The organism is Hungatella sp., assembly GCF_046966825.1.
This window is the reverse complement of record NZ_JBKVCZ010000068.1, coordinates 31,730-35,588: the sequence shown is the minus strand read 5'-3', so window position 1 is coordinate 35,588 and position 3,859 is coordinate 31,730. Positions and strand designations below refer to the sequence as shown.

The following is a 3,859-nucleotide window of genomic DNA, read 5'->3' as shown; positions in this document are numbered from 1 at the left end:
GGAGCTCTCATAGCTTCTGACCATACTGCTCCCCCCAGGATCGGCCGGACGGAAGACAAGCAGCAGAATCGGAATAATAAAAACAAAAGAACGGGCCAGCTTTACCCGATACCGGGGTGTCAGTAAGTACCTTCCTGTAAACACCGCCCATAAAAACATTAAAGCAGACATGCCGTAAAGATACGGCTTCATCCTTGGAGTCACATAATTTAAATACCCGCCTGAATAAGTAAGCTGAAACAACAGGTATCCAAACAACAGATAACAGATACATTCTGTCAATACCTGAAGGTTGATTCCTTTTCCCCGCAGCGTCATATTCTGATTCCTCCGCTTCCCCCTGTCATAAATACACCTATCACAAGAAAACAGACAAGAAATGTGGTTGCAAAAAGACGAATAACAAAACTGGATTTAAAACCCGAAAGCAACATGGCGGCATTTTTGATGTCCATCATAGGGCCGAACACCAAAAATCCCAGGACAGCCCCCACCGGAAGGCTCCCGGCCATACTTCTGGCCACTACCGCATCGGAGGAGGAACAGAGGGACAACACAAAGGCCAACCCCATCATCACCAGAAGCGCTTTCCACGGCGCCGCGGCGCCGCCTGCGGCAACTGCCCGTGGAATCATATCCTGAAACAGGGTGGATGCAAAGATTCCGGTAAGCAGGAATTTGCCCACTGAGAAAAATTCATTCTGCGCGTGCCGCATCATCAGAGAAAAACGGGACAACTGAGTCCCCTTTTCTTCCAGAAGGCTGTAATCCCCACACGCCGCCTGGATAGGCATGGCATATTCCACCAGATAATTCACAGGCGGTTTAAAAAGATAGGTCAATCCACAGAGTACGGCGCACAAGATACCCAGGCCGCATCTGGCCGCGATGATCTTGTAATTGCCATTAAACGCATACCAGGTGGAGAGGATGACTACCGGGTTAATCACCGGGGATACCAGCATAAAGGTCACAGCAGCCGGCATAGGTACCCCCTTTTTGACCAGACCTTTGAATACAGGAATGGATGCACAGTCGCATACCGGCAAGCAAAAACCGGCAAGCACTGCAAAGAGCTGGCCAGACAGAATTTTTCTGGGGAATCTTCTCTGAATCCAGTCCGGCTTTAAATAAACCTGAATCAGGGAGGAAAGCAGGACACCAACAGCCAAAAAGGGCGCTGCCTGAAGAAAAACCCCAAGGAATATGCTTATATACCGTTCTGGCGAAGCCCCCGCATCATTTAGCACGGAAAAAGCTGCCATATACAACATGACCGCAGTCAGAAGCATCAGGAACCAATGCCGAGGCTTCATACCGAAACGGAACAAGGCGCGTACAAAACGGTTCCAGCTGGTATAGACCTGGATATCTGGGTTGCAGCCATAAAGAACATCCATGCCATTCCGAGATTTCCGATTTCCCTTCAGTCTCACGTAAGCGCAGTCGCAGCCCGCAATCTGTGAAAATGTTGCCACTCCTGCATCTGGAATCCTGGTCTTAAAGCTGGCTCCCTCCGCTGCATAAACCACCTTTTCAATACTCAGCACTGCTTTTGCAGAAAACTGGAGAAACATTTCCTCCAGTTTATGGAAATGCTCCATCCCGTTCCATTCGATCAGAATTAAATCAGGTCTGTGTTTATCAATGTAGTGAATGATGGTATCGGCAATGCCGAATGGACTCTGTTCCAGCTGGCTCTTGGAGAATGCCAGTTTCTTCACACGTTCTTGTTCTATCAGAGGTGTTTCGCCTGATTCAAACTGGATGACCAGGATATCCAGTTCATCCAGTTCCTGTTCAGCCAACTGGTTGATGAGCGTGGTCTTTCCCGAATCCAGCAGTCCAGTTATGACCCATACCGGTGTTGTCATGTTGTTTCCTCTCTGAATAATGTATGTATCTGCTGTTCATCCAGGCCGGTGCCTATGAAGCAAACCTGGTTCCCAACTATGTTTGCGGGTTCAATGCTTAAACTGCCAGGCAGATAGTGGAATACCAATCCCCGGCGTCCATCTGCCACAATCCCTTTTCCTCGGAGGATTTCCCCCTCTGCATGTTTCACAACATGCAGAATCTTTTTCCCCAGCCGCTCCTCCGTAATGGGTTCTTTCCACTCAATAGTAACAGAAGAAAAGACATCTCTGGCGAAGTGACGCCTGATAAAACCGGTTCTACGGGATGGTTCCCTACAGCTGCGAATCCGCACAGGTTTCATAGAGACCGCTGCTTCCATTTCTAGCTTAAAAATGCTGCTGTTTCGCGGGCCATACCGGAATACAGATGCAGGAATGGATTCCCAAAAATCCGCCTCGACTCTGGCTTCGGGATTCATTTCCTGAATTTTAATCTTAACTGATTGAATTTCCTGCCCCCCTTCCTCTTGGTGACTTAGCAGTATCAAATCGGCATAAGCAATCTGATCCTCAAAAAATCCCCCGTAATTTTTTCTATATTTATCAAATGACCGTATATCCACCACGGTTATTGTCCTTTTCAGATGGATAAGGCCCCTGTCCTCCTGTTTTAAACAGATTTTAATCAGATCGGATAATCTGCCCACGCCGGATGGTTCCACCAATACGGCATCCGGTATGTAGTCCTTTAATATGCGTTCCATCGCTTTCTCAAAGTCTCCGGTCAGACTGCAGCAGATACACCCATCGCTTAAACTGGTAACCGCCAAGTTGCATTCCTTGAGCAGCCCGGCATCAATCCCGGCCTCCCCAAAGTCATTTTCAATCACAACCAGCTTCTTGTTCTTGAACGCGGAATGCACCATGGTTTTAATCAGTGTCGTCTTTCCCGCTCCTAAAAAGCCAGATATCACATAAACATCCGTCATATACACTCCTTTCTGCCGGCCGCTTCCAACCAACCGGTATTGCTTACTTCCATCCAACCGGTGTTGGCCTGCGCGCATCAAATACCGTATTCACATCAATTAAGTCGGACAGCCCATTTGCACCGCAGCCATAATCCATCCACAGCCGGTAGCCGTCCAGGTTCCGTCTGGCCTGCCGGAGGAACTGGCCTCCTGTTTCCACCCAATATGGTCTGGAATCCACATTACAGAAGTACCTGAAGCCCAGGCTCTGCAAGTATCGGTATTTTTCATTTTCTTCCGTATAGGGCCTCCAGTCCCCCACATCGGAGCCAAAGGGATAAATCATGATGTCGCAGGGATCGGGAAGCAGACGAGCCACATTCTTTTCCCATCGCTCAATATCTGCTTTCATATGTTCAAGGTCAATTTTCCCGTAATCCCGATGTCCCCAGGAGTGGGAAGCGAACTCATAACCATCCTCTTTCAGTGCCTGTGTTAGTTTTTTTACATAGGCCCGGTCTTCCTCGATATTGGGATTTGGTTTCATGTCTGGATCATAGTTTGGAGAGGCCGGATCGTACGTTTCATCGGTGCGGTATCCCAGGACACCGTTATATCCAGTCAGGGCCAAGATTGCCTTGGCCCCTCTGTAGCTAAAATCCGGATGTTCCTCCACGAAACGGTCGAGAATGGGAACTAAGTCATATTCCCCAATCCAGACAGTTCCATCCTGATCCATGTATTCGCAAACTGGTTTCCTACGATCATCCAAAAGTATTTTACGCGCGCAGCCAGACTCCTCCATGTATTCATAGTAATTGACATCATCCTGGCTCATAACAAATGCTTTTTTGCCCGGGGGAAGCAGGATTTTCTTCGCTCTCATCTGTTCCATCCCTGTTTCGTCCTCACTCACCTCCGCCAAATCGTGAATGCCGACCAGCACATAACCTCTCTGATACATCTGAGTCAGGATCGCTTCAAATTCCGGAACCGTGGTCATCACAGAATTGTAGCCCTTGCCCTGGGCTG

At 48.5% G+C, this 3,859-nt stretch carries 4 protein-coding genes; all 4 read right to left on the bottom strand.

Translation table 11 applies throughout. The features are described from left to right. A partial coding sequence (locus ACLTD4_RS19685) for a DUF1980 domain-containing protein (RefSeq protein ID WP_412331488.1) occupies nt 1–318 on the bottom strand: 318 nt, incomplete at its 3' end. Next, entirely contained in the window at nt 315–1,874 is a 1,560-nt protein-coding gene (locus tag ACLTD4_RS19680) for a permease (RefSeq protein ID WP_118077413.1), read from the bottom strand. The genes ACLTD4_RS19680 and ACLTD4_RS19685, both read right to left, overlap by 4 nt. Then, nucleotides 1,871–2,845 (bottom strand): CobW family GTP-binding protein, encoded by a 975-nt coding sequence (locus ACLTD4_RS19675; RefSeq protein ID WP_022512821.1) that lies wholly within the window; start codon nt 2,843–2,845, stop codon nt 1,871–1,873. The genes ACLTD4_RS19680 and ACLTD4_RS19675 overlap by 4 nt, the downstream gene beginning before the upstream one ends. Nucleotides 2,846–2,888: 43 nt before the next feature. Then, nucleotides 2,889–3,859, bottom strand: a 971-nt coding sequence (locus ACLTD4_RS19670; RefSeq protein ID WP_412331487.1) for a polysaccharide deacetylase family protein, incomplete at its 5' end; no start/stop codon positions are given.

Excerpts from the sequence above, each read along its gene's own strand:
- ACLTD4_RS19680 (WP_118077413.1), bottom strand. The coding sequence starts at position 1,874 with ATGACAACACCGGTATGGGTCATAACTGGACTGCTGGATTCGGGAAAG.
- ACLTD4_RS19675 (WP_022512821.1), bottom strand. The coding sequence starts at position 2,845 with ATGACGGATGTTTATGTGATATCTGGCTTTTTAGGAGCGGGAAAGACG.